The organism is Streptomyces sp. NPDC020898 (genome assembly GCF_044333925.1).
GTDB lineage: Bacteria > Actinomycetota > Actinomycetes > Streptomycetales > Streptomycetaceae > Streptomyces.
Genome location: NZ_JBIRRV010000025.1, coordinates 45,267 through 71,681, shown reverse-complemented (window position 1 = coordinate 71,681; position 26,415 = coordinate 45,267). Strand labels below are relative to the sequence as shown.

The 26,415-nt window shown below is 70.1% G+C and carries 26 protein-coding genes and 1 pseudogene; 13 read left to right on the top strand and 14 right to left on the bottom strand.

Annotated features, from left to right (window positions below; genetic code table 11):
• Window positions 1-12: 12 nt before the first annotated feature.
• Window positions 13-1,230 carry a cytochrome P450 gene (locus tag ACH4TV_RS43310; protein ID WP_398406914.1) on the top strand — a complete coding sequence of 406 codons (1,218 nt, stop codon included), beginning with the start codon at window positions 13-15 and terminating at the stop codon, window positions 1,228-1,230.
• On the opposite strand, the gene ACH4TV_RS43305 is transcribed toward ACH4TV_RS43310, so the two are convergent.
• From ACH4TV_RS43305 to ACH4TV_RS43275, 7 genes are all read right to left on the bottom strand, one after another.
• Window positions 1,196-1,462: a hypothetical protein gene (locus tag ACH4TV_RS43305; RefSeq protein ID WP_398406913.1), complete on the bottom strand. Its 267-nt coding sequence runs from the start codon at window positions 1,460-1,462 to the stop codon at window positions 1,196-1,198. The two genes, ACH4TV_RS43310 and ACH4TV_RS43305, sit on opposite strands and share 35 nt — an antisense overlap.
• 142 nt (window positions 1,463-1,604) lie before the next feature.
• Complete coding sequence (locus ACH4TV_RS43300) at window positions 1,605-2,315, bottom strand: hypothetical protein (protein ID WP_398406911.1); 711 nt, start codon at window positions 2,313-2,315, stop codon at window positions 1,605-1,607.
• Complete coding sequence (locus ACH4TV_RS43295; protein WP_398406909.1) at window positions 2,315-3,946, bottom strand: hypothetical protein; 1,632 nt, start codon at window positions 3,944-3,946, stop codon at window positions 2,315-2,317. Before ACH4TV_RS43295 ends, ACH4TV_RS43300 begins: the two co-directional genes overlap by 1 nt.
• Complete coding sequence (locus ACH4TV_RS43290) at window positions 3,943-4,818, bottom strand: ABC transporter ATP-binding protein (RefSeq protein ID WP_398406954.1); 876 nt, start codon at window positions 4,816-4,818, stop codon at window positions 3,943-3,945. Before ACH4TV_RS43290 ends, ACH4TV_RS43295 begins: the two co-directional genes overlap by 4 nt.
• Before the next feature lie 92 nt (window positions 4,819-4,910).
• Window positions 4,911-5,792, bottom strand: coding sequence for a zf-HC2 domain-containing protein (locus tag ACH4TV_RS43285; RefSeq protein ID WP_398406908.1), 882 nt, complete (start codon window positions 5,790-5,792; stop codon window positions 4,911-4,913).
• A gap of 40 nt (window positions 5,793-5,832) precedes the next feature.
• A complete protein-coding gene (locus ACH4TV_RS43280) occupies window positions 5,833-6,405 on the bottom strand; it encodes an RNA polymerase sigma factor (RefSeq protein WP_398406906.1) in 573 nt (190 codons plus the stop codon).
• 395 nt (window positions 6,406-6,800) lie between these two features.
• The gene (locus ACH4TV_RS43275) at window positions 6,801-7,238 is read right to left on the bottom strand and encodes an ATP-binding protein (RefSeq protein WP_398406904.1); all 438 of its coding nucleotides are present in this window, start codon (window positions 7,236-7,238) and stop codon (window positions 6,801-6,803) included.
• 174 nt (window positions 7,239-7,412) lie between these two features.
• Here ACH4TV_RS43275 and ACH4TV_RS43270 point away from each other — a divergent pair, with 174 nt between their 5' ends.
• The 3 genes from ACH4TV_RS43270 to ACH4TV_RS43260 all read left to right on the top strand — a co-directional run bounded on the left by ACH4TV_RS43270 (window position 7,413) and on the right by ACH4TV_RS43260 (window position 9,056).
• Window positions 7,413-8,282, top strand: a complete 870-nt coding sequence (locus ACH4TV_RS43270; protein WP_398406953.1) for a helix-turn-helix domain-containing protein — start codon at window positions 7,413-7,415, stop codon at window positions 8,280-8,282.
• The gene (locus ACH4TV_RS43265) at window positions 8,279-8,494 is read left to right on the top strand and encodes a DUF397 domain-containing protein (protein WP_398406903.1); all 216 of its coding nucleotides are present in this window, start codon (window positions 8,279-8,281) and stop codon (window positions 8,492-8,494) included. The genes ACH4TV_RS43270 and ACH4TV_RS43265 overlap by 4 nt, the downstream gene beginning before the upstream one ends.
• Before the next feature lie 91 nt (window positions 8,495-8,585).
• Entirely contained in the window at window positions 8,586-9,056 is a 471-nt protein-coding gene (locus ACH4TV_RS43260) for a hypothetical protein (RefSeq protein ID WP_398406901.1), read from the top strand.
• Between the two features lie 187 nt (window positions 9,057-9,243).
• Here ACH4TV_RS43260 and ACH4TV_RS43255 read toward each other — a convergent pair whose 3' ends face one another.
• Together ACH4TV_RS43255 and ACH4TV_RS43250 are read right to left on the bottom strand one after the other, a co-directional pair.
• A complete protein-coding gene (locus tag ACH4TV_RS43255; protein ID WP_398406899.1) occupies window positions 9,244-10,857 on the bottom strand; it encodes an ABC transporter permease in 1,614 nt (537 codons plus the stop codon).
• A complete protein-coding gene (locus ACH4TV_RS43250; protein WP_398406897.1) occupies window positions 10,854-11,762 on the bottom strand; it encodes an ATP-binding cassette domain-containing protein in 909 nt (302 codons plus the stop codon). The genes ACH4TV_RS43255 and ACH4TV_RS43250 overlap by 4 nt, the downstream gene beginning before the upstream one ends.
• 102 nt (window positions 11,763-11,864) lie before the next feature.
• Here ACH4TV_RS43250 and ACH4TV_RS43245 point away from each other — a divergent pair, with 102 nt between their 5' ends.
• The 3 genes from ACH4TV_RS43245 to ACH4TV_RS43235 all read left to right on the top strand — a co-directional run bounded on the left by ACH4TV_RS43245 (window position 11,865) and on the right by ACH4TV_RS43235 (window position 13,974).
• Complete coding sequence (locus ACH4TV_RS43245; protein WP_398406896.1) at window positions 11,865-12,350, top strand: GbsR/MarR family transcriptional regulator; 486 nt, start codon at window positions 11,865-11,867, stop codon at window positions 12,348-12,350.
• Window positions 12,351-12,498: 148 nt separating this feature from the next.
• A complete protein-coding gene (locus ACH4TV_RS43240) occupies window positions 12,499-13,017 on the top strand; it encodes a hypothetical protein (RefSeq protein WP_398406895.1) in 519 nt (172 codons plus the stop codon).
• 108 nt (window positions 13,018-13,125) lie between these two features.
• The gene (locus tag ACH4TV_RS43235; RefSeq protein ID WP_398406893.1) at window positions 13,126-13,974 is read left to right on the top strand and encodes a DUF4097 family beta strand repeat-containing protein; all 849 of its coding nucleotides are present in this window, start codon (window positions 13,126-13,128) and stop codon (window positions 13,972-13,974) included.
• 68 nt (window positions 13,975-14,042) lie between these two features.
• Here ACH4TV_RS43235 and ACH4TV_RS43230 read toward each other — a convergent pair whose 3' ends face one another.
• A complete protein-coding gene (locus ACH4TV_RS43230) occupies window positions 14,043-15,560 on the bottom strand; it encodes an APC family permease (RefSeq protein ID WP_398406891.1) in 1,518 nt (505 codons plus the stop codon).
• 156 nt (window positions 15,561-15,716) lie between these two features.
• On the opposite strand from ACH4TV_RS43230, the gene ACH4TV_RS43225 reads away from it, so the two are divergent.
• Together ACH4TV_RS43225 and eutC are read left to right on the top strand one after the other, a co-directional pair.
• Complete coding sequence (locus tag ACH4TV_RS43225; protein ID WP_398406890.1) at window positions 15,717-17,120, top strand: ethanolamine ammonia-lyase subunit EutB; 1,404 nt, start codon at window positions 15,717-15,719, stop codon at window positions 17,118-17,120.
• Window positions 17,117-17,917 (top strand): ethanolamine ammonia-lyase subunit EutC, encoded by an 801-nt coding sequence (gene eutC, locus ACH4TV_RS43220; protein WP_398406889.1) that lies wholly within the window; start codon window positions 17,117-17,119, stop codon window positions 17,915-17,917. Before ACH4TV_RS43225 ends, eutC begins: the two co-directional genes overlap by 4 nt.
• An 86-nt stretch (window positions 17,918-18,003) precedes the next feature.
• Here eutC and ACH4TV_RS43215 read toward each other — a convergent pair whose 3' ends face one another.
• Window positions 18,004-18,897: a diacylglycerol kinase gene (locus ACH4TV_RS43215; protein ID WP_398406887.1), complete on the bottom strand. Its 894-nt coding sequence runs from the start codon at window positions 18,895-18,897 to the stop codon at window positions 18,004-18,006.
• Window positions 18,898-19,101: 204 nt separating this feature from the next.
• On the opposite strand from ACH4TV_RS43215, the gene ACH4TV_RS43210 reads away from it, so the two are divergent.
• Window positions 19,102-20,385 (top strand): adenylosuccinate synthase, encoded by a 1,284-nt coding sequence (locus ACH4TV_RS43210; RefSeq protein WP_398406886.1) that lies wholly within the window; start codon window positions 19,102-19,104, stop codon window positions 20,383-20,385.
• A gap of 62 nt (window positions 20,386-20,447) precedes the next feature.
• On the opposite strand, the gene ACH4TV_RS43205 is transcribed toward ACH4TV_RS43210, so the two are convergent.
• The gene (locus ACH4TV_RS43205; RefSeq protein ID WP_398406884.1) at window positions 20,448-21,053 is read right to left on the bottom strand and encodes a Uma2 family endonuclease; all 606 of its coding nucleotides are present in this window, start codon (window positions 21,051-21,053) and stop codon (window positions 20,448-20,450) included.
• Between the two features lie 222 nt (window positions 21,054-21,275).
• Here ACH4TV_RS43205 and ACH4TV_RS43200 point away from each other — a divergent pair, with 222 nt between their 5' ends.
• The 3 genes from ACH4TV_RS43200 (at window position 21,276) to ACH4TV_RS43190 (ending at window position 24,946) form a co-directional block, all read left to right on the top strand.
• Complete coding sequence (locus tag ACH4TV_RS43200) at window positions 21,276-23,114, top strand: bifunctional metallophosphatase/5'-nucleotidase (protein ID WP_398406883.1); 1,839 nt, start codon at window positions 21,276-21,278, stop codon at window positions 23,112-23,114.
• An 82-nt stretch (window positions 23,115-23,196) separates the two neighbouring features.
• Window positions 23,197-24,240, top strand: coding sequence for a hypothetical protein (locus tag ACH4TV_RS43195; RefSeq protein ID WP_398406882.1), 1,044 nt, complete (start codon window positions 23,197-23,199; stop codon window positions 24,238-24,240).
• 16 nt (window positions 24,241-24,256) lie between these two features.
• Complete coding sequence (locus tag ACH4TV_RS43190) at window positions 24,257-24,946, top strand: hypothetical protein (protein WP_398406881.1); 690 nt, start codon at window positions 24,257-24,259, stop codon at window positions 24,944-24,946.
• A gap of 160 nt (window positions 24,947-25,106) precedes the next feature.
• Here the strand turns inward: ACH4TV_RS43190 and ACH4TV_RS43185 are convergent.
• Both ACH4TV_RS43185 and ACH4TV_RS43180 read right to left on the bottom strand, forming a co-directional pair.
• Window positions 25,107-25,484, bottom strand: a pseudogene (locus tag ACH4TV_RS43185) (GntR family transcriptional regulator); the annotation flags it as partial.
• Window positions 25,477-26,283: a hypothetical protein gene (locus ACH4TV_RS43180; protein WP_398406880.1), complete on the bottom strand. Its 807-nt coding sequence runs from the start codon at window positions 26,281-26,283 to the stop codon at window positions 25,477-25,479. The gene ACH4TV_RS43180 and the pseudogene ACH4TV_RS43185, both read right to left, overlap by 8 nt.
• Window positions 26,284-26,415 lie beyond the last annotated feature (132 nt).

The following is a 26,415-nucleotide window of genomic DNA, read 5'->3' as shown; positions in this document are numbered from 1 at the left end:
TAGCGTCCGTGCATGGCAGCTGCTCCCGACCTCGCTTTCGACCCGTGGGACCCGGCGTTCGTCGCGGACCCGTACCCCGCGTACGCAGAACTGCGCGCCCGGGGCAGGGCCGTGTACTACGAACCCACGCGCCAGTGGCTGGTCCCCCACCACGCGGACGTCTCGGCCCTCCTCCGCGACCGCCGCCTGGGCAGGACGTACCAACACCGCTTCACCCACGAGGACTTCGGCCGCACGGCACCCCCGCCGGAGCACGAGCCGTTCCACACCCTCAACGACCACGGCATGCTCGACCTCGAACCGCCGGACCACACCCGAATCCGCCGCCTGGTCTCGAAGGCGTTCACGCCCCGCACGGTGGAGGGCCTGAAGCCGTACGTGTCCCGTCTGGCGCAGGAGCTGGTGGCCGGCCTGGTGAAGGCGGGCGGCGGCGACCTCCTGACGGACGTGGCGGAGCCGCTGCCGGTCGCGGTGATCGCGGAGATGCTGGGCATCCCGGAGGCCGACCGCGCCCCGCTGCGGCCCTGGTCGGCGGACATCTGCGGCATGTACGAGCTGAATCCGTCCGAGGACACGGCGGCGAAGGCGGTGCGGGCGTCGGAGGAGTTCACGGAGTACCTCACGGCCTTGATCGCGACCCGCCGCAAGGAACCGGGAGACGACCTGATCTCGGGCCTGATCGCCGCGTACGACGAGGGCGACCGCCTCACGGAACAGGAAATGATCTCGACGTGCGTCCTCCTGCTCAACGCGGGCCACGAGGCCACGGTCAACGCGACGGTGAACGGCTGGTGGGCGCTGTTCCGGAACCCCGGCCAGCTGGAGGTGTTGCGGGCGGACCACTCCCTGACCCCCTCCGCGGTGGAGGAGCTGATGCGGTACGACACCCCGCTCCAGCTCTTCGAACGCTGGGTACTGGATGAGATCGAGATCGACGGGACGGTGATCCCGAGGGGCAGCGAGGTGGCGTTGCTCTTCGGCTCGGCCAACCATGACCCGGCGGTGTTCGCCGATCCCGGGGCGCTGGACCTGACGCGGAAGGACAACCCGCACATCTCGTTCTCGGCGGGGATCCACTACTGCATCGGGGCCCCGCTGGCGAGGCTTGAGCTGGCGGCATCGATGGGCGCCCTGCTGGAGCACGCGCCGACGATGCGCCTGGCGGCGGAGCCTGCCCAGAAGCCGAACTTCGTCATCAGGGGGCTGGAGGGGCTGCGCGTCGAGCTCTGAGCCGACCCCTGTGCCGCGCTCCGAGGCCCCGCCCGACGGCCCATACGCCCAGACCGGCGGCGGTCCCGGCGAGGATCAGCAGCGGCAACTCGGCGTAGAACACGCTCCACTCGGGCCCCTGCTCGAAGCGCCGAACCCGGCCCTGCGCCCTGACGAACCACACCACCAGCCCGACGCCCACACCGAGGGCGACGGTCAGACATCCTGAGGCGGCCTGTGCGCGTTGTCCCATGCCTGGCATGGACGCGGTTGCGTTGCCGGGGGTTCCCTGCGCGGACGGTTCGGTGGCCGCAAGAACCCGTTGGGAAGGTCCTCTTCTTGGGTGGTGCTTCGTATTCTCGGGCGAGTCGGCTATTTGTCGGTCGGCCGGTAATTCACGCCGAGTCGGCGAGGACCGGTGGCTGGGGTTCTGGCGTCCGGGACTGGCTGCCCGGCCAGCCGCGCCCCCTGTTCCTGGGCTCCCGCAGGAGCAGGCCGAGTCCGAGGGTGCCCGTGGCGAGCAGGGCCGTCCAGATCCAGTGGGACCGTTCCCAACCCTCCGACTGGGGCTGGGTGAACAGCGCCGCCTCCTCCGGAAGGAGCATGGCCGCGATCGCCATCAGGATCATCCCGGGCCCGGCCAGGATGCCGCCGCTTCCCTCGGCTGTGAAACGCGCGCCGAGGGAGCCCAGAACCAGGGCCCACGCCGCCAGGGCCAGTGGTTCCAGGGTGAGCGACGCCATCGGCAGTGCCGCACGGGCCTCGGCGGGTACGGCCAGTGGGGCGACGGCGAGCTGAACAGCCCAGGCCGCACCCAGCACCGCCACCGCCGCCAGGCACCGCAGCAGCGAGACCCAGGCCCTGGGCACGGGGACCGCCTCGGTGGTGCGGCCTGTGGGATCGTCGAGGACGAAGGCCACGCCGAGCGCCATGACCACCATGGAACAGCGCAACAGCAGTACGACGTCGTGCGCTTCCAGCTCTACCCCGGCCAGCGTGGGAGCGACTGCCACCGCGCTGCCCAGGGCGGTGCCGATCGCCAGCGGCAGCAGCCGGGCCGAACGCAGGGCGGGTGGAGCCAGCTCGCGCAGCAGGGCCCACCGCATCAGCACAGCCCCCGCTCGGCGGGGTCGATCCTCGGCGCCGGTACGCCCAGCAGTTCGGCCGCGCGTTCCGTGCCGGTGTCGGCGGCGGTCAGTTCCGTCCAGGAGTCGCGCACGGCGGCGCCCACTTCGGCGGCCGGTTTGTCCAGCAGCTCCGTGGCCACCGTCTGCTCGGGCGCGCCGAAGAGCAGGCCCGCCGCGGAACCGATGACCGGCAGTTGGATGCCGCCCCCGAAGGAGCGCTCGGTCAGCGAGTCGTACGCGCCTTCCGTACCCGCGGTCGCCCGCACCGCGAGCCAGAGGGTCACGACGGCACGGGCGCCGCACACCGGGGTCAGCCTCTGGGTCTCCAACTGCCCGCCGGTGACGAGACGATGGGCGAAGAGGCCGGAGAAGGAGATGACCTCGTTGTTCGCGATGTCCGCCCCATGGCCGCCCTCGGTCCAGTCGGTCCCGACCGTCACCGCCCCCGCAGTACCCGCCGCCCGGTCGTCCGCCGCCCAGCTGTCGGCCGGGGGCGGAACCGAACCGCCGGTCCCGTTGCCCTGGGGGAAGATCCGCTGACGTACGGCGTACTGTCCCGAGGCCAAGTCAGCTGGTACGTACCGTAGTTGACCCTGGACCACCTCCGACCACTGCGTGATCCGCCCGCTGAACTCGGGGAACGCGCAGTAGGTGACCCGCTCCACGGTCCGGCAGCGCTGGCCCTCCGCAGGGCGCTCCGTGGCGGTGGTCAGTCTCTGCTCCAGTGTCCGGGGCATGGACCGGAACTGCATTCCGGCGGCGGCGACGGCCAGTACGACCACGATCGCGCCGCCACCCGTCAGCAGCCTCGACCGAATGCCCGAGAGCCGCAGCGAGATCAGCGTGAGGAGCACGGCCAGCGCCAGCAGCCACAGCAGGTGCCATTCGGCGGGCCGCCAGACCAGCGCCGTCGGCAGGGGGGCCGCGAACTCGTTCTCGTACGCCACCGGACTGAGCCAGCGGTTGCGGGAGGTGTTGTTCACCAGAGCGGCGAGCGTGACGAGGCCCAGCCCCGCGACGACCAGCGGTGCCGCGGCCACTGCTTTCGTCACCTGGGCCACCAGCACGCCCACCGCCCCGCCGAGCAGCACGAGGGCGGGTACGGCCAGCAGTTCCCACACCTGGACGCTGCCCGCCGCGCCCGAGCGGGTGCTCAGGTACAGCAGCCGCGCACCGCTCAGTACCGCCGCGAGCACAGCCACGGGCAGGACCGACAGAAGATGTGCGGCGACCCGCGCCCACCGTGGCAGGACCAGGACTTCGTAGAGCGGGTCGACTCCCTGGCGGCTCGCGCGCAGACAGGCGAGGTTCACCGCGAGAGTTGTCGCCGCGGCGAGCAGGAGCATGGGCAACTGCAGGAGCCGGGACTCGACCTGCAGAACCGGGAACAGGTTGCCTTCGTCGCCGGTCGCCGCCCGGTAGAGCCAGGGTAGGACGATGACCGCCACGGCGACCAGGACGGCGGGATGGCGCAGCATCCGTACGGACTCGGCTCGGGCGAGCGCCAGGACCGCCGCCGCTCTCGGACGTGAGCTCGCCGCGGGGGCGGACGGCCGGGCGGAGGTCCGACGGCTTGGTGGGACGACGGGCACGGAGGCGGATCGGCTCATGCGGCGGCTCCCGGCATGACGGCGGCGTCGAGGAGCAGCAGGTAGCCGTCCTCCAACGAGGGGTCGAGCAGGTCGGCGCCGGCGGGCGGAGAGCCGATGTTCCGGTAGGTGCCCAGCCCGGTGCGCCAGCCCGCCCGGGCCTTCGGATCGCGCTCGCCGCTGCTCCACACCCGGCCCTGGGCCCGCGCGGCGAGGGTCGTGGGCGGGCCGGTGAACTTCACGACGCCGCTGTCCAGCACCACGACATGGCCGCACAAAGCGGAGACGTCCTCGGTCTGGTGGGTGGAGAGCAGGACGGTACGCCCTTCCCCGAGATCGGCGATCAGCTCCCGGAACCGCATCCGCTGCTCGGGGTCGAGGCCGACGGTGGGCTCGTCCAGGATCAGCAGCTCCGGATCGCCGACAATGGCCGCGGCCAGCGCTACCCGCTGCTTCATCCCGCCGGACAGCGTCTTGATGCGCTTGCCGCGCTCGGCGGTCAGGCCGACCTGTTCCAGTGCCCGCCGTACCTCGTCGTGCCGTGCCCTGCGGTCGGTCATCTCCTTGAGAATGGCGATGTAGTCCACGAACTCGAAGGCGGTGAAGGTCGGGTGCAGGCCGGGCTGCTGCGGCAGATAACCCAGCTTGCGGCGCACCGCGCTCCTGCCCTGCGCCGTACGGGGATCGATACCGAGCACGGTCACCGAGCCCAGCGAGGGCGTCAGCGCCGTGGCCAGGGTGCGCAACAGGGTCGTCTTTCCGGCCCCGTTGGGCCCCAGTAGCCCGGTCACGCCGGTGCCCAGGGAGAAGGAGACTCCGGTCAGGGCTTTGTGCCCGCGATAACTGACGGCGAGATCCTGCACCGTCACAGCGGCAGCGGCCTGTTCGGCCATGGGCGTCGCCACACTGTTTCCTTTCCTGCGTGGAACGTGGGTGGTTGGTGCATGGGGAGGTCGAGTGGGAAGGCGTGTCACCAGTTCTGTCGTCACCAGGTCCTGTTCGGTGACCGGAACGGGATGTGCTCGAAGGACGACCGCCGGGCCGCCAGCAGCACGGCCGCTCCCACGAGGCCCACCGCCGCGGTCGCCTGGCCCGGGACGCTGAGCAGCCACGCCTCGCCGGTGTCGGTGTCCGTGGTCACCGCCAGGGCGAGCAGCCATGCCGATCCGCTTCCGGCCGCCGCGCGAAGCGGATCGGACCGGGACACCAGTACGAGGGTCGCCAGGGTCAGCGCGAGGGACGGCAGCAGCCAGCCGAGGGCGGCCAGGCCCAGTCGGGGCAGAGCCAGACTGGCGGCTGTGCCGAGCACGGTGCTGACGGCCAGGACGGCGGTCGTACGCACCATCGCGATGCGGAATCCGCTGGTGGGTGTGACCAGGGCGATCTCATGGGCGGGGTCGAAACGCGGCCCCCAGGACAGCGCCATGCCCACGGCGGGCAGGATCGGCGCCACGGCCAGCAGGGTGAGAGGCGCGGCCGCGGGCGTGAGCAGACGGGCCGCGAGTACGGCGAGCAGCAGCACGGCGACGGCGCCGAGGACCCACGTACGGCGCAGCGCGGGCGTCGCGGTGATCAGCCGCGCGTCGTGCTCGGCCACCCGCAGTCTGACCAGCCCCCGCTCCAGCAGGCCTCGTCGGGGTTCGTCGACGGCCAGGTCCACGCGTTCCCAGATCGCGTCGAGCCGGGCCGGGGAGAAGGCGTCGGCCAGTGCCCGGCGGCAGTCCGGGCAGTCGTCCAGATGAGCCTCGGTGGCCGGCCGCCCCGGCGAGGCCTGCTCGCGCCGGGCATACGCACGGAGTTCCACCGCCGAAGGGTGCCGGGCCTCGCCGGAGGTCGGGTCGGGCCCGGAGGAGCTGTGCCTCTTCATGTCTTCCACCCACTCTTCTCTGGACGTACGGCTGCCGCCCTCACAGCAGTTCCTGTTGGAGGAGGCGACGGGCGCGCATCGCCCGGGTCTTGACCGTCCCGATGGGGATGCAGAGCAGTGTCGAGGCCTCCTTGACCGTCAGGCCGTCGACGACCGTGGCGTGCAGCACGGCCCCGAGTTCGGGAGGCAGGCGCCGCAACGCGTCCGCGAGATCGCCGTGCGGCAGTTCCCGGAGCACCTCGTCCTCGGCCGACGGCTGGTCACCCTTGTCCCGCATCCGTACGAGCCGCTGGAACAGACTCTGACGCGATCCGTGGCCGCGCATGGCGTCGACCAGTCGGCGGGAGCCGATGCGCCACAACCACCCCGCCGCGTCGCCACCACTGCCGGCCCGAAAACCCTCCGCGCTCCGCCACACCGCGACGAAGGTCTCCTGGACGACGTCCTCCACGAGGGCCTGGTCAGGGCACCTGTGCTGCAAACGGGAGAGCAACCAGGAGACGTACCGGGCGTAGAACAGCTCGAAGGCCTGGCGATCACCGAGAGCCACACCACGAAGAAGCTCGGCGTCGTCCACCGCCTCGTCGCCCGGGCTGTCCACTGGTCTGCTCACATCCCTTCATCGGGCTGAGGGACTCGAACGGTTCATGATCGTTCCGAAGTGGGGTCCGACTGGGCGAACGATGCCGTGCGAGTCGCCTCCCATCAACTCCCTTTCCCCCATCGCTTTCTTGACCTCCTCGGCCTGGAGTACGTAGAGGCGTACGGGGTCGTCGTGCGGTGCCTGGAGTAGCGGGCGGGGTGGTGGGGGTGCGGGTGGCTGCCAGCAGGCTTCTTCGGGGAGGGGAGGGGTGGTGCGGTCTTTGCGTCGGTGCCAGCGTCGCCAGCGGGCGGTGTGGGGGTTGGGCAGGGTCCAGACGTACGGGTCCGGTGTGCGGGGTGGCTGGTCGGCGATGACTGCTGAGCTGCTAGGTGTGCGGGGGCGGAGTACGGCGGTCAGTCGGGCGGTCAGCCGGAACATGCGGGGGCGGTTTCCGGGAGCGGGAAGGTGGCCCAGGAGCACTTGGTGTAGCGGCGCAGGTCGTATCCCCAGTGCGTAGTGAGCGCTGCGATGACGGCCAATCCGCGTCCGTCCTCGTCGTGTTGGCCGGCGGTGCGGGGTGTGGGGAGTTTCTCCTTGTCGGGGTCGGAGACCTCCAGGAGCAGGTGGTCGCCGTGGAGGGTCAGGGAGACCTCGACCAGGGAGAAGGTCACTTCGCAGTGGCGTACGGAGTTGGTGACGAACTCGGTGGCCACGAGGGCGATGTCGGCGGTGAGGTCGGTGGGCAGGCCCCAGTCGGCGAGGGCTTTGCGGACCTGGGTGCGGGCGTCGGGGACGTTTCTGGGGTGCTTGGGGATGCGGAAGGTGGTGGCCTGGTGGGGCTGGGGTGAGGTGGGTTCGGGCATGGCGGTGTACCCCCTGACGGGCAATCAAGTTCGCGCTCTGTAGCGGCGCGTGTGCACTGAGGTTAAGTTCGCATGGAGGATCTCCGCAAGCAGAAAGCTCGCATGCATGCGGTATTACTAATGTGCGATGACTGTTCTGCCCTAGAGTGGCGTTGCGAGAGAGAGGGGTTCGGGATGCCCGCAGGGGGACGACCGACCGTGCGCAGCAGGCGACTTGGGGCTGCACTCAGGAGGTACCGGCAGGCGGCCAAGTTCGACCAGCCGCAGGCTGCTGAGGTGATCGCGGCACATCAGACCCGGGTCAGCCGCATCGAGACCGGACACGTCATCGCCCGCCCCATCGAGATCCGGGCGATGCTGAAGGCGTACGGCGTCGACGAAACCGAAGTGCGCGTGAAACTGGAGGAGTTGGCCAAGCAGTCGAACCGGCGCGGCTGGTGGCTCGAACATGCCGCGCACCTGCGCCCTGACTACCTCGACCACATCGCGCTGGAGGACGACGCCACATACATCCGCGAGTGGCAGCCGGTTCTGGTGCCGGGGCTTCTGCAGATCCCGGCCTACACGGAGGGGAACATCGCGGCCGACCCCAACTACGTTGCCCCAGAACTGGTCGCTGACCTGCTGAAGGTGCGCAAGGCGCGACAGGCCAAGATCGAAGAGGGCGGGGCAACGTACAGTGCCATCCTCTGGGAAGGCGTCATCACCCATCCCTTGGTGAGTACTGAGGTTCACCGGGACCAGTTGTCCGCGATCCTTGAGATCGGGAAGCGGAAGAACGTCACCGTGCAGGTGCTGCCGTTCAGCACGGGCGCACTGGCGGCCCTGACCTCCGCCTTCTCCACCTTCAGCTTCGACGCGGAACCAACGGTCGAGGCCGTGGCCCTGGAGAACCTGCGGGGTACCTCGGTCCTCGAAGGGCCGGAGGATCTAACCGCTTACGCCAACGCGTACGACCTACTACGCTCGGCAGCACTGGCACCGGACGCGAGCACGAGGCTCATCCGGCGTGTACTGCGGACCACCAAGGAAGACACATCGTGACCGAGGTTGTAGGCCCCTTCTGGAAGTCGTCGTACTCCGGGACGCAGAGCAACTGCGTCGAGGTCGCCGACACGACCACCGGCGGCCGTGCCGTACGTGACAGCAAGAACCACGCCGGCCCGATGCTCACCTTCGCCCCCGGCGGCTGGCAGGCCTTCCTGGTCGGCGCCAGGTCCGGGGAGTTCGGCCACTCGGCACTGCGGGAGTACTGAGCTCGGTCATGGCCCCTGGTGGAGCGATCCGGCCGACTTCCCGAGGGGGGCGGCCTTCTCAGTCACCCGGCCGACGTGCTGTGATCCAGGGATGGAAGCGGTCCTCACCAGCGCTGTAGCCGTCGTCGGAACTCTCCTCGGCGTGGGCTTCAGCTACCTCGTGCAACATCGAATGGCCATCCGGAACGAGCGGTTCGCCCGCTGGCGGTTCCTGCAGGAGGAACGCATGGCGGCCTACAGCGCGTACGCGGCCTCGCTGGCGCACTGCCGGCGCGGCGAACTCGACCGCTGGCACCGGGCCCAAGAGGACCCCGGCAGTGCGGAGGCCGCGGAGGCGCGCGTCGAGTCCTACCGCCTGCGTGGAGCGGCGCGTCAGGAACTCTTCCGGGTCCGGCTGGTCGCCCAGGCGCCCGACCTCGTCAGGCTTGCAGAGGAGGCGCTGGACCGGGTGAGCACGATCCACAGGGCTCAGAACGAGCAGGACTGCCACAGCAGCGGTGACGACGCCCGCCGGGCCGTCGAGGACTTCGTACACGCCGCCGGGCGGCAGATCACCTCCTGAACGCTGCCTTTCCGAAGGTGGCCGCTCATCGCAGTGGCGCAGCTCGTTGCGGATGTAGTCGGCCACCCTGAACGCCGCAGTGAGCAGAGCAACCGTTTCCGTTGCGTCGAGCTTCCTGGCTTTCCCATTGCCGCGAACGCGTTGGTTGTCCTGGACACTGTCCTGCGGTGTGCGCCGAGGAGCTGATCTATGTCGTCATGTCCCGCCGCCGCACCCCCGCCAACCCCGCCGAAACCAACCCCACCGCAACCCCCGTAAGCACCAGCACCGGCACCCAACTCATCTCCCCACCCGGCAACTTCGGCAGATGCCCGAACGGCGACAGATCCAGCACCCCCTGCGGCACATCCAGCGCAGGCCCGATCCACCCCACCAGCAACGCGAACCCCGCAACACCCCAAGCACCGGGCGCCAGTTGAGGTGAGACCCCGTACAGCAGAACCGCCAGTCCGCCCAGTACCCACACCGCCGGGACCTGCACCAGGCTCGCCCCCAGAACCGGGCCCAGCTCCTCGCCGTACCCGATCGCCAGGCCGAGCCCGCTCAGTAGCAGGATCAGTGCCGCGCCGCCGAAGGCGATGGCCAAATGGCCCGCCGCCCACCGCAGCCGCCCGACCGCGTTCGCGAGGATCGGTTCCGCGCGCTGGGAGGTCTCCTCGGCGTGCAGCCGGAGGACGGAGGAGACGATGTACAGCGCCGCCACCATGCCGAACATGCCGACCATCGTGGCGAGGAACGCGTCCTCGATGCCGGACTGGCCGCCCATCCGCTCGATGATGTCGCGGGTCTTGTCGTTGTCGCCGACCAGATCCGCCGCGCCCTTCGTCAGGCCGCCGAAGGCGACTCCGGCCGCGAGGAACCCGAGGCTCCAGCCGAGGACGGCGCCACGTTGCAGGCGCCAGGCCAGCGCGCCTGCCGTGGCCAGTCGGCCCTTCGCCGGGCCGGGGCGGGTCGGGAAGAAGCCCATGCCGACGTCCCGGCGGCCCGCCAACTCGTAGGCAACGTAGCCCTGGAGGGCTGCCGCCGAGACGAACAGGCCCAGCACCCACCACCGTTCGTCCGCGAACGGCCGTACGTTCTCGAGCCAGCCGATCGGAGACGTCCAAGTCAGCGGTGAGGAGCCGTCGTTCGTCGCGGAGTCGCCCGCCGCGCGCAGGACGAACGCCGCGCCGAGGAGGCCGCCTGTCAGGCCCTTCGCCAGGCGCGCGCTCTCCGTGAACTGGGCGACGATCGCCGTGAGGGTGGCGAAGGTCGCTCCCACGGCTCCGATGCCCAGGCCGAGTGCCAGTGCGCCGGACGTGCCCTGGCCGGCCAGGCCGCCCGCGATCAGCAGTGCCAGGGTGACGTTGGCTACCAGGGCTGTGAGCAGGGCCGCTGTGAGGGGGGCCCGGCGGCCCACCATCGCCGACGAGATCAGCTCCTGGCGTCCGCTCTCCTCCTCGTCGCGGGTGTGCCGTACGACGATGATCAGGCTCATGATCCCGGCGAGGATCGCCGCGAAGCCGCCGATGCGCCAGGCCGTCAGGCCGCCGATCGAGTCGCTGAAGACCGGGCCGTACGTGGCCCGGAGCGAGTTGTTGGTGAGCATCTGGCGGGCGATGTCGGCGCGTTCGGCCGGGGTCGAGTACACGCTCTCCAGGGAGCCCGGGAGCGAGAGCACCAGGAGGGCCGTCACCGCCACCCAGACCGGGATCAGCACCCGGTCGCGTCGCAGGTTGAACCGCAACAGAGCCCCGGTGCCCGCCAGTTGGTGCGCGCCGCCGGTCCTTCGCACGGCCAGGGGCGACGTCACGGCGGTCATCGGGTCACCGCCTCCTCGTCCTGGTAGTGCCGCAGGAACAGCTCCTCCAGCGTCGGTGGCGTCGACCTCAGGGACCGTACGCCCGACTCGGTGAGTGAGCGCAGTACCGCGTCCAACTTGTCGGTGTCGACCTGGAGTTGGACCCGCCGCCCTTGTACGTCGAGGTCATGGACGCCGGGCAGGCGTGTCAACCCGTTCGGCGCGCCCGCGAGTTCCGCCGTGATGCTCGTCCGGGTGAGGTGGCGCAGGTCGGCCAGCGAGCCGGTCTCCACCGTCCGGCCCTTGCGGATGATGCTGACCCGGTCGCACAACTCCTCGACCTCGCTGAGGATGTGGGAGGAGAGCAGGATCGTGCGGCCCCTGTCCCGCTCCTCCTCGACACAGCGCTGGAAGATTTCCTCCATCAGCGGGTCCAGGCCGGAGGTCGGTTCGTCGAGGATCAGCAGGTCGACGTCCGACGCGAACGCGGCGACCAGTGCCACCTTCTGGCGGTTGCCCTTCGAGTACGTCCGGCCCTTCTTCGTCGGGTCCAGCTCGAACCGTTCGAGCAGGTCGGCCCGGCGCCCCTTGTCGAGGCCGCCGCGCAGCCGGCCGTACAGGTCGATGACCTCGCCGCCGGAGAGGTTGCGCCACAGAGTGACGTCGCCGGGGACGTACGCGATCCGGCGGTGCACCTCCACCGCGTCCGCCCAGGGGTCCCGGCCCAGCAGTTGTGCGGCGCCCGAGTCGGCGCGCAGCAGGCCGAGCAGGACACGGATGGTCGTGGACTTCCCGGCGCCGTTGGGACCGAGGAAGCCGTGCACCTCGCCGGTCTCGACAGTGAGGTCGAGACCGTCCAGGGCGTGTGTCGTGCCGAACGACTTGTGGAGTCCGGATACCTCGATAGCGAGGCTGGCCTTCGTCATGATTCCGAACGTACGTTGTCTTCAGAAACTTGTGAAGTTAAGGAAGCGTCAAAATGCCGGATACAGTTGAGGCGACGTACGCGTGAGGGAGATGATCAAGGCATGGCAGAGTCGGAGGCGGCGGGGCGGGATCCCGAGGCGGTGTCGAGGTTCGTGGAGGCCTTCGCCGCCCAGCTTGTCGAGGCCGGTATGCAGCGCATGGCCGCCCGCGTCTTCGCCGCCCTGCTCGCGTCCGACGCCGGCGCCATGTCCTCGGCCGAGCTCGGCGAACAGCTCCAGGTCAGCCCGGCCGCCGTCTCCGGCGCCGTGCGCTATCTGTCCCAGGTGCACATGGTCTCGCGGGAGCGCGAACCCGGCTCGCGGCGCGAGCGGTACCGGGTGCACAGCGACCAGTGGTACGAGGCGCTGACCAACCGCGACGCCGTGCTGAAGCGCTGGCAGCAGACGCTGAGCGTGGGCCTCGAAGGCCTCGGTACCGAGACTCCCGGCGGGCAGCGGATCGCCGAGACGCTCGCCTTCTTCGAGTACCTGGAGGGTGAACTCACCCGGCTGATGGAGCGATGGCGGGAGCAGCGCGAACGCCGGTGAGGTGGGGGAGTGGTGTCGGGTGGCGTCATTTGGTGCCATCGGGTGCCACCCGCCGTTTATGCAGTTCAGGCGGACTGCGTCAGCCGTCGGTCACATGGTGGCACCTCAAGGCTTGCATGTTGAGCCATTGTGGTGCCATCATGGCGTCATGAACCTCACGCCGTATGTCGACACCCTCCGCCGCGAACTCGCGGTGGCCGCCGAGGCCGGCGGCGACGAAGCCCGCGAGCTGGCGGAGCGGCTCACCGCTCCCCTGGAGTCGGCGGCCCGGCTGACCATGCTCAACGTGCTCTCCGCCGCGGCGGACGAGATCACCCGCGAACTGGCCCCCGGCTCGGTCGACGTACGGCTGCGCGGGCTCGACCCCGACTTCGTGGTGGCACTGCCGCCCACCGACGGCGGCGCCGCCGTGGAGCCGACCGCGCCCGTCGAACCGCTCAGGGCCCCGGCCCCGGTCGACGGCGACGAGGGCGGCACCGCCCGCGTCAACCTGCGACTGCCGGCCCACCTCAAGGTCCGTGCCGAGGAGGCCGCGACCCGCGAGGGTCTGTCGGTCAACGCGTGGCTGGTGCGTGCCGTGTCGGCCGCGGTCGACGGCGGTACCCGGCCGCGTACGACGGAGACGACCCAGACCGTCGGACAGAGCTTCACGGGCTGGGTTCGCTAGCCGCACGCACGCGCACCCGGCCGGCCATCCCTACCGGCCCGCATCACTTCACCCCCACCACGTCCCACCAGCGGGGACGCCCTGAAGACCCAAGAGGACGGGACAGCCATGCCTGCTTTCGACACTTCCGAAGCGATCTCGGTCACCGCGAACGTGGAGGCCGGTTCCATCCAGTTCACCGCGGGCGACCGCCTCGACACCGTCGTGGAGGTACGGCCCCGCGACCCGAAGAAGGACGTGGACGTACGGGCCGCCGACCAGACCGAGGTCTCGTACGCGGGCGGCGTACTGACCGTCAGGACGCCCAAGGGCAGCCTGTTCGGCCTCGGTCGCACCGGCACCGTCGATGTGACGGTCGACCTGCCCACGGGCTCCCGCATCGACCTGACCGGCGCCTGGACCCAGGTGCTCGGGGAGGGCCGGCTCGGGGAGGTCCGGGTGAAGACCTCGTCCGGCGATGTCCGACTCGACACCACCGGCCCGCTCCAGCTGACCGCGTCGCACGGCTCGATCACCGTGGACCGGGTCGAGGGTGCGGCCGAGATCACCACCAGCTCCGGCAGCCTGCGCGTCGGCTTCGTCGACGGCACCGCCGTCCTGAAGAACTCGCACGGCAGCACGACCGTCGGCGCCGCGACCGGGGAACTGCGGGTGAGCGGCGCCAACGGCGACATCGACATCCGGCGCGCCGAGGACTCGGTCACCGCCACCACCGCCCACGGCACCCTGCGCGTGGCCGAAGTCGCCCGTGGAACCGTCCAGTTGGAGACCTCGTACGGCGCCATCGAGGTCGGAGTCCGCGAGGGCACGGCCGCCTGGCTCGACGTCAGCTCGGGCGCCGGCCAGGTGCGCAACACGCTCACCGCGTCCGAGTCCCCGGAGAAGACCGAGGACACCGTCAAGATCCGCGCCCGCACCCGGTTCGGCAACATCGACGTCCGCCGGGCCAAGGCCTGACGCCGGCGTGCCGCCAACTCACCCCCGTACGGGCCGGCCTCGTACAGCCGGCCTCGTACGACCACCGGCTACCGCTCCTTCGTCTCCTCCAGCACCGTCCGTCCGAGGAGCGCGTACCGCTCGGGGGCGCGGCGCTTGAGGTACTGGGCGTAGCCGATGCCGCCCGCCGCGATCAGCGCGACCAGCCACGGCGTGGCCCTGAGCACCAGCGAACCGGATTCCGGGCCCGCCGCGACGCCCATGTTGGACACCAGGAGCACGACCACCGCGAGCATCGCGAGGCCGCCGACGAGCGGGGCGGTGAACGTCCGGAACCAGTGGCGGCTCTCCGGGTGGTTCTTGCGGAAGTAGGCCAGGACGGCGAAGGAGCAGACGGCCTGGACGACGAGGATCGCCATGGTGCCGAGGATGGCCAGCAGGACGTACGTACCGCTGTACGGGTCCTTGCCCGCGAGCCAGAACGCGGCGAGCAGGACGCCGCTGATGACCGTCTGGACCAGGCCGGCGATGTGCGGGGAGCCGTGTTCGGCGTGGGTGCGGCCGATGGTGTTCTTCAGGGACGGGAGGACCCCCTCGCGGCCCAGGGCGTACATGTAGCGGGCGGCGCAGTTGTGGAAGGCCATGCCGCAGGCCAGCGAGCCGGTGATCATCAGCCACTGCATGACGACGACCGCCCAGTGGCCGACGTACTGCTCGGTGGGGTTGAAGAAGAGGGCGAGGGGGTTGGCGGAGGAGGCCGCCTCGACGGCCGCCGCCTCGCCGTTGCCCGTGATGGCCATCCAGGAGACGAAGACGTAGAAGACGCCGACGCCCAGGACGCTGATCATCGTCGCCTTGGGGATGATCTTCTTCGGGTCGCGGGACTCCTCGCCGTACATCGCCGTCGACTCGAAGCCGACCCACGACCAGAAGGCGAAGAAGAGGCCGAGGCCGGCGCTGGTGCCCTGGAAGGCGTTGACCGGGTTTACGGGTCCGAAGGTGAAGCCGTTCGGGCCGCCGCCGTGGAAGGCGACCGAGATGGCCATGGCCGCGAGGATCGTCACCTCGGTGGCGAGGAGGACGATCAGCAGCTTCTCGGCCACCGACACCCCGAACCACGTACCGGAGGCGTTGATCGCGAGCATCAGGATCGCGAACAGCCACCAGGGGACGTCGACGCCCGTCTGGTCCTTGATGGTGTCGGTGGCGAAGGTCGAGAAGATGCCGATCAGGGCGGGCTCGAAGACGACGTACGCGAAGGTGGCGAGGAGCCCGGAGGCGAGGCCGATCGTGCGGCCGAGGCCGTACGAGATGAAGCCGTAGAAGGCGCCGGTGGACGTGATGTGCTTCGCCATCGAGGTGAAGCCGACGGCAAAGATTGCCAGGACGACCATTGCGACCAGGTAGCTGGCCGGGGCGCCGATGCCGTTGCCCGACGACACCATGAAGGGCACGTTGCCCGTCATCGCGGTGATCGGCGCGGCGGTGGCGACGGCCATGAAGACCACCCCGAGCAAGCCGATCGCGTTCGGCTTCAGCCGGTGAACCGGGCCTTCTTCGCCCGTAGTTGTACTCTCCGCCGGGGCTACGCCCTCATCCACTGCCATCGGGTGGCCCCTTCCTGGTTGCCTTGCACCGCGCACTGCCGGTGGAGTGGAACTCTGTAGCCCAAATGAGTCGGTCAAGGGTGGCGGGATGTTAAATACTTGTCAACCAGACCTTTAGAAATCTGGCGGCAACACGCACCTCGTACCGTCGCCGCCATGAGCACGTTCAGCGGCTACACCTCCACCCTCGGCGGCCACCACTACCGCTTCGACTCGCTCGCGCGCCTGCTCGCCGCCGCGAGCCCCGAGCGCTCCGGCGACCGGCTGGCCGGGCTCGCCGCGGAGTCCGCGCAGCAGCGGGTGGCGGCGCGCTGGGCGCTGGCCGACGTGCCGCTGTCCCGGTTCCTCGCCGAGCCGTTGATTCCGTACGAGGACGACGACGTGACCCGGCTGATCGTGGACACGCACGACGTGGCCGCCTTCGCGCCGGTGTCCGGGCTGACGGTGGGCGGGTTCCGGGAGTGGCTGCTGTCGGAGGCGGCGGACGCGGAGTCGCTGGCCGCTGTGGCGCCGGGCTTGACGCCTGAGATGGTCGCCGCGGTGTCCAAGCTGATGGGGAACGCCGATCTGGTCGCGGTGGCGAGGAAGGTGCGGGTGGTGACCGCCTTCCGGTCGACGATCGGGCTGCCTGGGCGCCTGGCCACGCGCCTCCAGCCCAACCACCCGACGGACGACCCGGCGGGCGTCGCGGCCGCGCTGCTGGACGGTCTGCTGCTGGGGTCGGGCGACGCGGTGATCGGCATCAACCCGGCGACGGACAGTCCGAAGGCGGTACGGGATCTGCTGGAGCTGCTGGACGGCGTCATCCAGCGGTACTCCATACCCACGCAGTCGTGCGTGCTGTGTCATGTGACGACCAGCGTGGATCTGATGGAGCGCGGGGCGCCGGTGGATCTGGTGTTCCAGTCCATCGCGGGTACGCAGGCTGCGAACGCCTCGTTCGGGGTGACCCTGGGGCTGCTGGACGAGGCGTACGCGGCGGCGGGGGAGCTGAACCGGGGCTCGGTCGGACGCAACGCCCTCTACTTCGAGACCGGGCAGGGCAGCGCGCTGTCCGCCGGCGCGCATCACGGGGTGGACCAGCAGACGGTGGAGGCGCGGGCCTACGCGGTGGCCCGGCGCTACGACCCGCTGCTCGTGAACACGGTCGTCGGCTTCATCGGCCCCGAGTACCTCTACGACGGCCGCCAGATCCTCCGCGCCGCCCTGGAGGACCACTTCTGCGGCAAGCTGCTCGGCCTGCCCATGGGCCTGGACATCTGCTACACGAACCACGCCGACGCGGACGACGACGACATCGCCACGATGCTGACGATGCTCGGCGTCGCCGGGGCGTCCTTCGTGATCTGCACACCGGGCGGCGACGACATCATGCTCAACTACCAATCCGCCTCGTACCACGACGCGTTGTACCTCCGCGAGGTCCTCGGGCTGCGCCCGGCACCGGAGTTCGAGGCCTGGCTCGACGGCATCGGCCTGCTGGACGAGCGGGGCGCGATCAGAGACGTCTCGGGTACGGCACATCCGCTGACGGCGATCGGAAAGGAACTGGCCGCATGACGAAGCTGACGAACAGTCAACTTGCCCCCATTTCCGACGACTTGACCATGTGGTCGGCGCTGCGGCAGCACACGCAGGCCCGGATCGGGCTCGGCCGCGCGGGCTCGGCGCTGCCCACCCGCCACCGCCTGGAGTTGCAGGCCGCGCACGCCGCCGCGCGGGACGCCGTCCACTCGCCCTTCGACCCGGAGACGGTCGCGGCGGGCCTGGCAGGCGAACCGACGGTACGGGTGCGCAGCGCCGCCGGCGACCGGCTCACCTACCTCCAGCGCCCCGACCTGGGGCGCCGCCTCGACGACATCGACCGCGCCCACCTCCCCGGCGGTGACTGGGACCTGGTGTTCGTCGTGGCCGACGGCCTGTCCAGCCGGGCGGTGCACGAACACGCGGCGCGGGTGGTCCGGGCGACGACCGCACTCCTGGACCCGGGTCTGCGGGTGGCCCCGGTGATCCTGGCCGAACAGGCCCGGGTGGCCCTCGGAGACGACGTGGCCCACGCGATGGGTGCGGAGATGGTGGTCGTCCTGATCGGCGAACGCCCCGGTATGTCCGCGGCGGACTCCCTGGGCGCGTATCTGACCTACGCCCCGCGCCCCGGCACGACCACGGACGCCGACCGCAACTGCCTGTCCAACATCCGGCCCCCACTGGGCCTGACCTACGAGACAGCGGCGGCGAAACTGGCGGCGTTGATAGGACGGGCACGGGAGTTGGGGCTGACGGGGGTCGGGCTGAAGGACGAGGCTGACATCCCAGCCCGTCCGGCGGTTGAGGACAAGGCCCGTTCAGGGCCGTAGCGGGGGTCTGGGGGCGGCAGCCCCCAGGGACGGGACGGGACGGGTAGGGGCGGCGGGGGCGAAGAAACCCTGGCCGCACCCACCCCTCACCCCGGCAGCGTCAACCCCCACGCCCCCTCCCGAACCACCCACGTCCGCCGCCGCACAGGCCCGCTCACCAGCCCCGCGTCCACCCGGTACCGGAAGTCCGCCCCGGACACCGTCACCCGTCGCCCCACCGCGCCCAGCGGAGACGCCTCCGCGCCCACCGACACGGGCCGTACCTCCACCCGGACGCCCCCCGCCACCCCGGGCGTCAGCAGGACCGCCTCCACGGGCTGGTCCAGGTCGACGAGGGTCACCCCGTCCACCTCGATGCGCAGCCGCGAGGGTCCGGGGCCGCCCGGTACCGGGACCAGCCGTGTGCCCCGCGCCCCCCGGACCGGCCGTACCGCCAGGGTGCGTACCAGCGACTGGCACGTCCGCAGCCAGGGATGTGCCGGTGCCGTGACGCCCGTACCGTCCGCCGAACCGTCCTCCGGTATGTCACCGAGGATGACCGGACCCCGTATCGCCGGAATGCGCACCGCGCCCAGGACCACCCCGTCGCTGTCGTCGACGAGGAGGTCCAGGCGCCGCTCGGCGCCCTCCAGGACCGCCCGCGCCGCGGCCACCGCGCCCGTGGGCACCCCGAGCGAACGGGCGAGGGACAGGACACCGGCCGCCCCCACCGGCACGAGGGACAGACCGCATCCGGCCAGTTCCCGCTGCCGGTGCAGGAGGGCCACCGTACGCAGCAGGGCCCGGTCGTCGCCGATCACCACGGGCCGTCGGGAGCCCCTCCTCGCCAGTGCCCGGGCGAATTCCTCGGGCCCTTCGGGGAGGCACACTTTGGTGGTCGCACCCGCGCTGAGCACGTCTTTTGCGATCCGGACGGACTCGCCGTCCGTCCGCCGGGCGACCGGGTCGATGACCACGAGGAGCTGGTCGGAAGTGGCCACCTCGGTCCTGCCTCGCTTCCTCGGGTAGCATCTTTGTGCAAGAGCCCCTTGCGCTATTGCGCCAGGGGCTTCGTCTATTCCGGGGCATCCGGTCCGACGGGTTGCGGCCAACGAAGGTCGCCGGTGTACGAGGCATGAGCCGAGAGCTCTAGTCACGTACGCCCCTGACCTTGGACATGCCCCGCCCGGAAGGGGTGTACGCGCGTGCCCGCACTTGTGCTGCTCGGTGCTCAGTGGGGTGACGAAGGCAAGGGGAAGGCTACCGACCTGCTTGGCGGGTCGGTGGACTATGTGGTGCGCTACCAGGGCGGCAACAACGCCGGCCACACGGTAGTCGTGGGCGATCAGAAGTACGCCCTGCACCTCCTCCCTTCCGGAATCCTCACACCTGAATGCACACCCGTCATCGGCAACGGCGTCGTCATCGACCCGTCGGTCCTGTTCTCCGAGCTGAACGGGCTGAACGAGCGAGGCGTCGACACGTCCAAGCTCCTGATCAGCGGCAACGCTCACGTCATCACGCCCTACAACGTGACCGTGGACAAGGTGACGGAACGCTTCCTCGGGAAGCGGAAGATCGGCACGACCGGGCGCGGTATCGGTCCGACGTACGCCGACAAGATCAACCGGGTCGGGATCCGTATCCAGGACCTGTACGACGAGTCGATCCTGACGCAGAAGGTCGAGGCGGCGCTGGACGGCAAGAACCAGCTCCTCACCAAGGTCTTCAACCGCCGGGCGATCGAGGCCGCCCAGGTCGTCGAGGAGCTCCTCACCTACGCGGACCGGCTCAAGCCGTACGTCACCGACACCGTCCTGGTCCTCAACAAGGCGCTCGACGACAACAAGGTGGTCCTCTTCGAGGGCGGCCAGGGCACGCTCCTGGACATCGACCACGGCACGTATCCCTTCGTGACGTCGTCGAACCCGACCGCGGGCGGTGCCTGCACGGGCGCGGGCGTGGGCCCGACGAAGATCAGCCGGGTCATCGGCATCCTCAAGGCGTACACGACCCGGGTCGGCGCCGGTCCCTTCCCCACCGAGCTCTTCGACGAGGACGGCGACGCCCTGCGCCGTATCGGCGGCGAGCGGGGCGTCACGACCGGCCGTGACCGCCGCTGCGGCTGGTTCGACGCGGTCATCGCCCGCTACGCGACCCGCGTGAACGGCCTGACCGACTTCTTCCTCACCAAGCTCGACGTCCTCACCGGCTGGGAGGAGATCCCGGTCTGCGTGGCCTACGAGATCGACGGCAAGCGCGTCGAGGAACTCCCGTACTCGCAGTCCGACTTCCACCACGCGAAGCCGATCTACGAGAACCTCCCCGGCTGGTCGGAGGACATCACGAAGGCCAAGACCTTCGCGGACCTCCCGAAGAACGCCCAGGCGTACGTGAAGGCGCTGGAGGAGATGTCCGGCGCCCCGATCTCAGCGATCGGCGTCGGCCCGGGCCGCACGGAGACGATCGAGGTCAACTCGTTCATCTAGAGCGGAGGTACGAGTGAGGGGCACCCCGTCCGACGGGGTGCCCCTCAGCTGTTCTTCTGGGGTCAGCTCTTATCCGGAGGGGCCTGGAACCCCGTCGTGTCGAGTTCGCAGCCGAAAGGGTCGGGGATGTAGAGCTTCTCGCCGAACGGCTTGGTGTGCGTGGCCTGGTACCCCTTGTCGTACGGGTCGCAGAACACGATGGCCCGTTCCTCCTGCATGTCGAGGACCAGGTAGACGGGGACGCCTGCCTTGCCGTAGGTCTCGACCTTGTCGGTGAGGTCGTCGAGCCGGGTGGAGACCGAGGTCAGCTCGGCGACGAAGGAAAGGCCTTCTCCGTCGAGGCGATTGCTGTCGGTCTCCAGCGTCCGCTCGTGCGCGGCGTAGATGTCCGGTCCGTACGCACGCTCGACTCCCGGGAAGACGAACAGGAGCGGCGACGAATCGATGAGGTGGCCCTCGGGGAGGAATTCCTCAAGCTGCCGACGCACCGACTTCATGACGCGGGAGTAGTACCCCTTCGACCACGGCGACACGACGATGTTCCCCTTGATGATCTCGGCCTTGTAGCCGTCCGGCACGTAGAGCTCGTCGAGGGCGTCCAGCAAGCCCTCGAAGCTGGGGGGCTCCGTGCCGCTTATCGTGATCGGTCGCTCTGTCATCAACGTCATGATGCGCCCTTCCCCTGAGACAGGCCAGTTGCCACTCAGCGTAGTCATGCGTGCACTGTGTGGCAGTCGTTCGTATTTATTCGCTCACCGTGAATTGACCGGGACATGGCCTGTCATGGCCTGCTCTTGGTTCCTGGGCGGGCCGGTCTCCCGTCACGATCTACGCGTGTAGCCCGGTTGTCCCAGTCGTCTCAGCCACCCCAGTCGCCCAGGAGTCCCCCCATGCCCATCTCACCCATGAACCGCCGCGCGTTCATGCACAAGTCGGCCGTCACCGGCGCTGCCGTGGCAGCCGCCGGGACCGTTGCGGCGGTGCCCGCGCAGGCGGCCGACCGTGCTGACGGCGTGCACTGCAGGCCGCCCCGTACCTGGACCTTCTCGATCCTGGGCACCACCGATCTGCACAGCCATGTCTTCGACTGGGACTACTACACGGACGCCGCCTACGCCGACAAAGCCGGCAACTCGGTGGGCGTCGCCCGGGTGGCCACGCTCATCAAGCAGCAGCGCGCGGAGAAGGGGGAGGGGCACGTCCTGCTCGTCGACGCGGGCGACATCATCCAGGGCACCTCGCTGGCGTACTACTACGCGCGCGTGGACCCCATCACGGGCACTGGTGCCAAGGGCGAGCGCGCCCCGCTGCACCCCATGGCCGTCGCCATGAACGCCATGCGCTACGACGCCGCCGCCCTCGGCAACCACGAGTTCAACTACGGCATCGACACCCTCCGCACGTTCGAGAGCCAGTGCCGTTTCCCGCTCCTGGCCGCGAACGCGCTGGACGCGAAGACGCTCCGGCCCGCCTTCCAGCCGTACACCGTCAAGCACATCAGGGTCCCCGGCGCGCCGGACATCAAGGTCGGCATCCTGGGGCTGACGAACCCCGGAATCGCCCTGTGGGACAAGGACAACGTCGCCGGGAAGATGTCGTTCACGGGGCTCGTCGAGCAGGCGAAGAAGTACGTGCCGCGGATGCGCGCCCTGGGCTGTGACGTCGTCTTCCTCACCGATCACTCGGGCCTGGACGGCAGTTCGTCGTACGGGAACGAACTCCCGTACGTCGAGAACGCGTCGAACCTCGTTGCCGAGCAGGTGCCGGGGATCGACGCGATCCTCGTGGGCCACACGCACACGGAGGTCTCCTCCTACACGGTCACGAACAAGGCGACCGGCAAGGACGTGATCCTCTCCGAGCCGTACTGCTACGGCATGCGTCTGACCGTCTTCGACTTCGAGCTCGAACTCGAGCGCGGCCAGTGGAAGGTGACCAGCACGAAGGCAAAGACCCTCGATCCCAAGGGAGTTGACGAGGACGAGCACATCGTCTCGTTGCTCAAGGCCGACCACGACCTCGTCGTGAAGTACGTCAACACGGCCGTCGGCACGTGTACGGAGGACCTGTCGGCGGCGGAGGCCTGCTGGAAGGACGTACCGGTGATGGACTTCATCCACCAGGTGCAGATGACGGCCGTGGCGGCCGGGCTGTCGACCGCCGACGCCGCGCTTCCGCTGATCTCGGTCGCCGCGCCCTTCAGCCGCAGCGCGGACATCCCCCAGGGGGATGTCACCATTCGCGATGTCGCCGGGCTCTACATCTACGACAACACCCTGTACGGCAAGAAGCTGTCCGGTGCCCAGCTCAGGGACTATCTGGAGTTCGCGGCGAAGTACTACCACCAGGTTCCGGCGGGTACGGCGGTCGACACGGCGACGCTGACGAACGCCAACAGCTTCTGGGACTACATGCACGACACGGCCGCGGGTGTCGAGTACGAGATCGACATCGCGCAGGCGGAGGGTTCGAGGATCAAGAACCTTACGTACAAGGGCACTTCGGTCGCGGACGACCAGGTCTTCGTCGTGGCGGTGAACAACTACCGCGCCAACGGCGGCAGCGGCTACCCGCACATCGCCGCCGCCGACATCGCGTACAGCTCCACCAACGAGATCCGCCAGCTGATGATCGACTACGTGACGACGAAGGGCAGCCTGAACCCCGCCGACTTCGCGGTCACCAACTGGAAGCTGACGCAGGGCGGAGCTGCGGTGTTCCCCGCCTGACCTCTAAAGAAACGCTTGCGTTTCGATCGAGACCGTCGTAGCTTGTCGGTACGAAACCGTTTCGTATCGATGGGAATATGTGATGACGAGCTCTCCAGTACTCCTGGCCGTCGCTCTCTCCTTCGTTTCCGCGCTCTGTTACGCCATGGCCGCCGTGGTCCAGGAACGGACCGCCGCCGGGACCGCGGACCTGCGCGGTGCGCTCGTCCGCGGTTCGTGGTGGGGGGCGGTGGCCCTCAATGCCGCCGGCGCGCTGCTGCACGTGGTCGCCCTGCGATACGGGCCGCTGACCCTGGTGCAGCCGCTCGGCGTGCTGACCCTCGTGGTCGCGGTGCCCCTGGGCTCGCTGGCCGCCCGCCGCCGGACGTCGGGCACGCAGTGGAGCGGGATGGCCCTCACCCTCGTCGGGCTGACGGCGCTGCTGACCGTCACCGCCTCGGACAACGCGCCCGACAGCACCCTGGGCACCACCGGGGTCCTGGTGGTCGCGCTCGCCGCCGCCGCGCTCATCGCGGTGCTCGTCCGCTTCGCCTCGGGCCCCTCCGCCCGGGGCGGCCTCGCCTTCGCGGCGGCCTCCGGCATCGCCTCCGGAGTCGGCTCCACGCTGGCCCAGAAGCTCGCCGTCGGGCCGGAGCTGTCCTGGAGCGTGGCGCTGGTGACAGTCCTCACCGTCGCGTTCGCCGCGGGTGGTCTGCTGCTCGCCCAGCAGGCCTACCGCAGCGGCCTCGGCGGCCCCCTCGCCCTGCTCACCCTCGTCAACCCCGTCGCCGCGTCCGCCATCGGCCTCACCCTGCTCGGCGAAGGCATCCAGTACGGCATGACCGGCACCCTGCTCGCCCTGGCCGGCGCGGCGGCGGCAGGGAGGGGAGTGGTCCTGCTGAGCCGCCCCCAGGCCCAGAGCCAGACCCAGAGTCAGAGTCAGAGTCAGGGGCAGGGGCAGTCCGAGCCCCTCCCCGACCGTCTCGACCACCTCGGCAGCGGCTACGACCAGCCGCGCGCCCCCCGCCCGACCGTACCGACCGCCGTACCGACCGCCGTACCGACCGCCGTACCGACCGCCGTACCGGCCGCCGTGCCGGTCCTGCGGCCCGCCCGGATTCTCGCCGGTACGAGCACGGCGGCCTGAAATGGAGAACACCGACATGACGACGATGACGAGGACCATGACGACGATGAGGTCGACCATGATGACGACGGCGGCGCTTCCCCTGCGGCCCCGGACGGTCGTGCGCGCGGCGGGGCTGGTGGACGTGCCCGCGGTGGTGCGGCTGATCGCGTCGCCGCCGCGTGTGCTGCCGGTCCCGGACGGCTGCGCGCCGGACTGGGAGCGGACGCAGAGCGCCATGCGGCTGGTGCTGGCCCACTACGCCCTCGAAGAGGGCCGGATATGGGTGGCCGAGCGGGAGGACGGCGGCCTCCTCGCCGCCGCCGTCTGGCTGCCGCCCGGCGTCGGGTCCGAGCCCCCCGACATGCGCTTCAGCAGCCTGCTCGCTCGTGAGCTCGCCACCGGCCCGCTGGACCGCCCGGTCCTGCCGACGTGGCTCAAGGAGGTCGGCCCCGACCTGGCGCACTGGAAGGTGGTCATCGTCGGCGCGCTGGACGACACGACCGCCTGGGACCACACCGTTGCCGCCGACCTGCTGGCCCCGGGGCTGCGCGAAGTCGACGACCAGGGTGAGACCGCCGTCGCGATCACGACGTCCCCCCGGCACGGGGACCAGCTGCGCCCCCTCGGATTCCGCCGGCCGCGCCAGGTGCACCTCATGCCGGATGCGAGCGCTTGGCTGACGACCCGTCACCCGGTGGGCGGGGCAGCTCTGTTGGCTGGCTGACGGAGACGAAGTTCGGGAAGCGGGAGATGTTCTCCGGTCTCCGGACAGGCCCGCAGCTCTGAATCGGCGGAACCGTGCTTCAGGTCCCGCGACTTGTGCCGACCCCGGCCGTCTTGGGGCCGCTCGTTCCGCGGTCGGCGGTGGCCGTCGGGGAGGTGGGCCCCGGGTCCAGGGCGTCGCGGACGGCGGTCAGGATGTCGTCGGTGTCGGCGCCGAGTGCTCGGGCGGCGGAGGTGAAGTCCCGGGCCAGGGTGCTGAGTTGGTCGGCGTCGTGCGTGTGCGGCCCGGACGGTAGCGCCGCGACCCGGGTGCCCGCGCCCCGGCGGGTACGGATCAGTTCGGCGGCTTCCAGCTGGCGGTAGGCGCGGGCGACGGTGCCGGGGGCGAGGCCCAGGTCGGCGGCCAACTGGCGTACGGTCGGGAGGCGTTCGCCCTCGGTCAGCCGGCCGGTGACGATCAGGGCGGCCAGTTGGGCGCGGATCTGCTCGTACGGCGGTACCTGGCTGGTGGTGTCGACGCGGACGGCGGAGTCACTCATCGTCGAGCATCCCCTCGTCGGCTGCCTCGTCGTCGACCGCCCGGGGCGCGACCACGGTGACCAGCGACCAGCCGAAGGTGAACAGGCCGAGCAGGCTCAGGGGGCAGATCGCCACGATGGCGACGGCGCCCAGCGGGCCGGCGCAGGCCTTCTCCGTGAGCGCGACGAAGATCATCAGCGTGACGAGCAGAACCTGGCTCGACACCAGCAGCCCCCAGGCTCCGGTGATCGCCCACGCACGGTCGCGGCGCTGCTGGTCGTCGCCCGGACTGTGGGCGATACGGCGCAGGGCCCAGACGCAGACGGGGGTGCCGACCGCGAGGGCGGCGAACATCGGGCCGCTGTAGTACAGGCCGGGCCAGGGGCCGAGTGAGGTGCGCAACCCTTCGCAGGTGACGGTGATGACCTGCCCCGCTCTGCCCGTCTCGCCGGCGTCGGAGGAGGAGGCGGTGACCGCACCGATCACCAGCAGGGTGACGAGGGACGCCGCCTGCAGAAGAAGCAGGGGAGCCATCCGGGGCGGCACCTGGTCCCGGATCAGGCGCGGGGCGAGACTCGCGGTGCGTACCGCGTCCTGGGGACGCAGGGTCAGGGCGTCGCCGAGCAGGACACCGCCCACCGCGCACAGGCCGAAAGCGGTGATGGCGAACACGAGGGGCATCGCGATGTCGTCGCTGTCCATCGCGATCAGCTGCTGTGCGACCACGATGCCGATGGCGAGACCGGACCAGCGGGCGTAGTACTCGGCGTGGTCGAGGAACCGGGATTGGAGCGGGGCGGTGTCGAGCATGTCGAGCATATGGAGATCCCCCCAGATCGTCTTGTATCAAGCGGTGGGTACAAGATGCCGTCCGCCGGGATCTTGTGTCAAATGCTCGGTACAAATGCTCGATACAAGCGCTCGGCCCGATCGCCTTGCGTCTGTGTGATC

What these genes read in the sequence shown, in the direction of transcription:
- ACH4TV_RS43310 (WP_398406914.1), top strand. Translation starts at nt 13, where the DNA reads ATGGCAGCTGCTCCCGACCTCGCTTTCGACCCGTGGGACCCGGCGTTC.
- ACH4TV_RS43305 (WP_398406913.1), bottom strand. Translation starts at nt 1,462, where the DNA reads ATGGGACAACGCGCACAGGCCGCCTCAGGATGTCTGACCGTCGCCCTC.
- ACH4TV_RS43300 (WP_398406911.1), bottom strand. Translation starts at nt 2,315, where the DNA reads ATGCGGTGGGCCCTGCTGCGCGAGCTGGCTCCACCCGCCCTGCGTTCG.
- ACH4TV_RS43295 (WP_398406909.1), bottom strand. Translation starts at nt 3,946, where the DNA reads ATGAGCCGATCCGCCTCCGTGCCCGTCGTCCCACCAAGCCGTCGGACC.
- ACH4TV_RS43290 (WP_398406954.1), bottom strand. Translation starts at nt 4,818, where the DNA reads ATGGCCGAACAGGCCGCTGCCGCTGTGACGGTGCAGGATCTCGCCGTC.
- ACH4TV_RS43285 (WP_398406908.1), bottom strand. Translation starts at nt 5,792, where the DNA reads ATGAAGAGGCACAGCTCCTCCGGGCCCGACCCGACCTCCGGCGAGGCC.
- ACH4TV_RS43275 (WP_398406904.1), bottom strand. Translation starts at nt 7,238, where the DNA reads ATGCCCGAACCCACCTCACCCCAGCCCCACCAGGCCACCACCTTCCGC.
- ACH4TV_RS43270 (WP_398406953.1), top strand. Translation starts at nt 7,413, where the DNA reads ATGCCCGCAGGGGGACGACCGACCGTGCGCAGCAGGCGACTTGGGGCT.
- ACH4TV_RS43260 (WP_398406901.1), top strand. Translation starts at nt 8,586, where the DNA reads ATGGAAGCGGTCCTCACCAGCGCTGTAGCCGTCGTCGGAACTCTCCTC.
- ACH4TV_RS43255 (WP_398406899.1), bottom strand. Translation starts at nt 10,857, where the DNA reads ATGACCGCCGTGACGTCGCCCCTGGCCGTGCGAAGGACCGGCGGCGCG.
- ACH4TV_RS43250 (WP_398406897.1), bottom strand. Translation starts at nt 11,762, where the DNA reads ATGACGAAGGCCAGCCTCGCTATCGAGGTATCCGGACTCCACAAGTCG.
- ACH4TV_RS43245 (WP_398406896.1), top strand. Translation starts at nt 11,865, where the DNA reads ATGGCAGAGTCGGAGGCGGCGGGGCGGGATCCCGAGGCGGTGTCGAGG.
- ACH4TV_RS43240 (WP_398406895.1), top strand. Translation starts at nt 12,499, where the DNA reads ATGAACCTCACGCCGTATGTCGACACCCTCCGCCGCGAACTCGCGGTG.
- ACH4TV_RS43235 (WP_398406893.1), top strand. Translation starts at nt 13,126, where the DNA reads ATGCCTGCTTTCGACACTTCCGAAGCGATCTCGGTCACCGCGAACGTG.
- ACH4TV_RS43230 (WP_398406891.1), bottom strand. Translation starts at nt 15,560, where the DNA reads ATGGCAGTGGATGAGGGCGTAGCCCCGGCGGAGAGTACAACTACGGGC.
- ACH4TV_RS43225 (WP_398406890.1), top strand. Translation starts at nt 15,717, where the DNA reads ATGAGCACGTTCAGCGGCTACACCTCCACCCTCGGCGGCCACCACTAC.
- eutC (WP_398406889.1), top strand. Translation starts at nt 17,117, where the DNA reads ATGACGAAGCTGACGAACAGTCAACTTGCCCCCATTTCCGACGACTTG.
- ACH4TV_RS43205 (WP_398406884.1), bottom strand. Translation starts at nt 21,053, where the DNA reads ATGACGTTGATGACAGAGCGACCGATCACGATAAGCGGCACGGAGCCC.
- ACH4TV_RS43200 (WP_398406883.1), top strand. Translation starts at nt 21,276, where the DNA reads ATGCCCATCTCACCCATGAACCGCCGCGCGTTCATGCACAAGTCGGCC.
- ACH4TV_RS43195 (WP_398406882.1), top strand. Translation starts at nt 23,197, where the DNA reads ATGACGAGCTCTCCAGTACTCCTGGCCGTCGCTCTCTCCTTCGTTTCC.
- ACH4TV_RS43190 (WP_398406881.1), top strand. Translation starts at nt 24,257, where the DNA reads ATGACGACGATGACGAGGACCATGACGACGATGAGGTCGACCATGATG.
- ACH4TV_RS43180 (WP_398406880.1), bottom strand. Translation starts at nt 26,283, where the DNA reads ATGCTCGACATGCTCGACACCGCCCCGCTCCAATCCCGGTTCCTCGAC.